Genomic DNA, 3,247 nt, shown 5'->3' with positions numbered 1-3,247 from the left:
TCCTCTATCTGCTGCATCGTGTGGTTCGGGACGACATAGCATATCTTGGCCAGCTGCGTGAGTTTGCCCCCGTCGAATCCCGTCAGGCCGATGGTCAGTGCCCCCTCGTCATTCGCGTAGTGCAGGGCCTTGAGCACGTTGGGCGAGTTGCCAGACCCGCTGATGCCTATGACAACGTCCCCTTTCTCCAGATGGTTCTTGAGCTGCTCGACGAAGATGTCGTCGTACGAGGAGTCGTTCGCCCAGGCAAGCATCGCTGGGATGCTGTCCGTGAGCGCGACCGCCCTGAACCTCGGGGCGTCCTTTCTGTTGGCCCCCTTGTTCAGGTCGGAGGCCATGTGCGACGCCGTGGAAGCGCTGCCGCCGTTGCCGCAGATGTAGATCCTCTTGCCCAGGTCTCTAGCCTTGATCAGGGCGGAGACGAACTCCTCCGCTTTGAACGGCAGGTCCTTTTCCATCTTCTCAAGGGTCCTTGCCACCTCGTCCAGGTACTTGGTCGTTCGAGAGTTCACATCGGTCATCAGTAGTCATCTCCGACATAGATTATCTTGGAGCCCTGAGGCTCTACCTTGAACTCGAGGTCCTTCATGCCCGTGAGCGCGTTCCTCACGGACCAGTGGCTCTCGGGCGGGACGAAGAGCACCAGAAATCCCCCGCCTCCAGCGCCCGTTATCTTGCCGCCGACCGCGCCCGCCTTCAGAGCCTTCGCATATATCTTGTCGATCTCAGGGTCGGATATGCCCTTCGCGAGCGATTTCTTCAGCTCCCAGCCGTCCTTGAGCGCCTGCCCCAGTTTGTTGACTTGGAGTGAGGTGAGGTCGTGAAACAGCTGCTCGGCCTGGTCCCGCATCTTATCCAGGATCTCCTTGTTGGTCTTGGAGTTGCTCTTCTGTTTGGAGAGGATATCTGAGGCCTTGCGCGTCTTGCCTGTGTAGATCAGCATCAGATGGCTCTCGATGTCCCGCTTGGTCTTCGGCGGGCAGATGACGGGGTCGAGGGTGACCGTTTCGTCTGCGTTGAACTTGATGTGCTGGATGCCACCGTAGGCTGCGATGTACTGGTCCTGCTTGCCTATGGGTTCGCCGAGCTTCTCGATCTCGATCTCGCAGGCTTCCTCTGCGAGCTTCTTCGGACTTGCCCGATAGCCTTTGAAGGCGTACAGCGCGTTCAGGAGTCCGACGGCGATTGCGGACGATGAGCCAAGCCCAGTGCCTTTGGAGGGGATGTCCGCGATGGTGGTGATCTCGATGCCGTTCCTGATGCCGACCTTGCGCAGGGCTTCCCTGACGAGCCCGTGCTCGACCTTGTCTAAGGAATCGACGATCTCGGTCTTGGAGTAGCTGATGCGTATGTCGTCGTCGAACCGCTTGTTGACGGTGACATAGACATACTTCTTGATGGCGGAGCTCACGACGGCGCCGTGCCCGGTCCTGTAATAATCGGCTATGTCGGTGCCTCCGCCGGCGAAGCTGACCCTTAGGGGTGTCTTGGAGATTATCATGGGGATTTCGGCCCTGAATGAGCCGTGGCAGGATAATAAATGTCGTTCCTAGGGTATGTCACTGAAAGTCGTCCTTGCATGGAAGCTCGCCAGATTCGCTACATTCAACGGACATCGGCAAACAACATTTATATACGAACTCGCAGAATCTGAATGTGTACAACTGTCTTGGGTGTGGTCAATGGCTCAACCTTCTTTGTTCATGGACGCTTCCGCGAGAGATGTTGCCGTCGCCCGAGTTCGTGAGGCCACTAATAACAAGCACTGGGTCTCCGACCATATGCCAGAACTCCGGCGGAAGTACCTGAACAAATACATCGCAGTGGACAAAGGGCAGGTCATCGCTGTTAGTGGTAGCCAGGATTCGATCTTTAGGCAGCTCAAGAAGAACGGCATCCGTGATTTCGGCGTTGTGGTCATCGAGTTGATCACCGACGAAGGTACGGTCTGGATTCTCTGAACAGGGTGGGCGTCTGGCGCTTGTCAGAATTGAGAAGCTCGGGGGGTTTGACGACGCTCCATTCGCCCCCGGTTTTGTCTCCGTCCCTTCAAAATCCACTAGCACGCCTGTCATGTTCCTTGTAGATACTGGTAACTCATCGACTGCGATAAGTGAGTCCGACGCGACCAAGTTGGGGTTCGAGCCGAGGGAGCTGCCGACCCCTTCGACCAGAACTCTGGGTGTTGGTGGAAGAGGAAACGTGAGGGTCATTCCAGAACCCCTGCTGGTATGTCTCGTTGATTCGGAAAATCACTTTCATGAGGTGGAGTTCAAGGAACTCCCGGTATTGCTGTCACTTCATGAGACTAAGCATTCAGGTGGAAGGACTAGGAAGTCGGACTTTCCGTACCCGGCTCTCCTGGGAAGGGATTTTCTGGCTAGACTAGATTGCGTTCTTCGCTTCGATTTCAGGAACTGGAATATGAGTATTGAGTTGTGAGTCCGTACCAGCTCCCCCTGTCGCATCTTTACCTTCTCTAATGGATAATCCCTCCGATTCGAGTCTCAACGATTGAAAGACATCGCAGGGCACATGCTGCATCGACGTGCCCATTCTGCGTATCGATAATGATAGGCTGATAGCCGGCTCGTTCCGTTCTATATAGCCGGGAGGAAGACTCAGGCGTCATGGGGGCTCTGATCTCTCCAGACCATGGTTTCATTGCGGACGCGCGTCAGTCCAGGTTCGAGAAGAGGCATAAGCCCGTTGGACGCGGACTCATGGTCTGCGCGGGCATCCTCATCGCATTTGTTCTGGCCGTGCTGTTCATTCCAAGGGATCTGACCATCGGATCGGTGGACAGCAAAGATACTCAGAGCGTTCCTACGAACAACAGTTACGAGTTCAGAGTGTACGCGCTCAACCAGACTTCCATCGAGATCTCGGAGAACGGCACTTACTTCTCCTTCGACATCGGGGACCTGCCGTTTGACCTGGGCAGCCTTCAGTTTGGGGATTTCAGAACGGATACGAACTACTCGCTCAGATACTACGGCGGGTCCGGCATCCTCGTGAGCGCTCGTGGGGAGAACGCGACGATGGCCATCAGAGAGAGCACCGGGAGGCTCATCAGCGAGGTGCGGTACCACGGGCAGGGCCTGATCGTGCTCTCCGGTGAGACGAAGTATTGCTCATATCCCTCAGGGGTCACGTGGAACGGGACCGACGCCATGGTCCAGGATTGGAGGGCCGGGACATGGACACCGGACGACGGTATCCTGATTGAGCACCCGAAGAATGTCAC

General features: G+C 56.2%; 5 protein-coding genes. 3 read left to right on the top strand and 2 right to left on the bottom strand.

Annotated elements, in window-relative coordinates; all coding sequences use genetic code 11:
* Both KJ653_08065 and KJ653_08060 read right to left on the bottom strand, forming a co-directional pair.
* Positions 1-521 (bottom strand): SIS domain-containing protein (locus tag KJ653_08065; GenBank protein ID MBU0685784.1); only part of this gene is annotated, 521 nt, incomplete at its 3' end.
* On the bottom strand, positions 521-1,501 hold the full coding sequence (locus tag KJ653_08060) for a GHMP kinase (protein ID MBU0685783.1): 981 nt from the start codon (positions 1,499-1,501) through the stop codon (positions 521-523). The genes KJ653_08065 and KJ653_08060, both read right to left, overlap by 1 nt.
* Before the next feature lie 181 nt (positions 1,502-1,682).
* On the opposite strand from KJ653_08060, the gene KJ653_08055 reads away from it, so the two are divergent.
* From KJ653_08055 to KJ653_08045, 3 genes are all read left to right on the top strand, one after another.
* Positions 1,683-1,961 carry a hypothetical protein gene (locus KJ653_08055; GenBank protein MBU0685782.1) on the top strand — a complete coding sequence of 93 codons (279 nt, stop codon included), beginning with the start codon at positions 1,683-1,685 and terminating at the stop codon, positions 1,959-1,961.
* 112 nt (positions 1,962-2,073) lie between these two features.
* Positions 2,074-2,442 (top strand): retropepsin-like domain-containing protein, encoded by a 369-nt coding sequence (locus KJ653_08050; protein ID MBU0685781.1) that lies wholly within the window; start codon positions 2,074-2,076, stop codon positions 2,440-2,442.
* A gap of 188 nt (positions 2,443-2,630) precedes the next feature.
* Positions 2,631-3,247: hypothetical protein (locus tag KJ653_08045; protein MBU0685780.1), on the top strand; the 617-nt coding region annotated here is incomplete at its 3' end.

This window comes from Candidatus Thermoplasmatota archaeon, assembly GCA_018814355.1.
Lineage (GTDB): Archaea > Thermoplasmatota > Thermoplasmata > UBA10834 > UBA10834 > COMBO-56-21.
The sequence above is the reverse complement of the archived record's forward strand: the minus strand, read 5'-3'. Positions and strand labels throughout refer to the sequence as shown.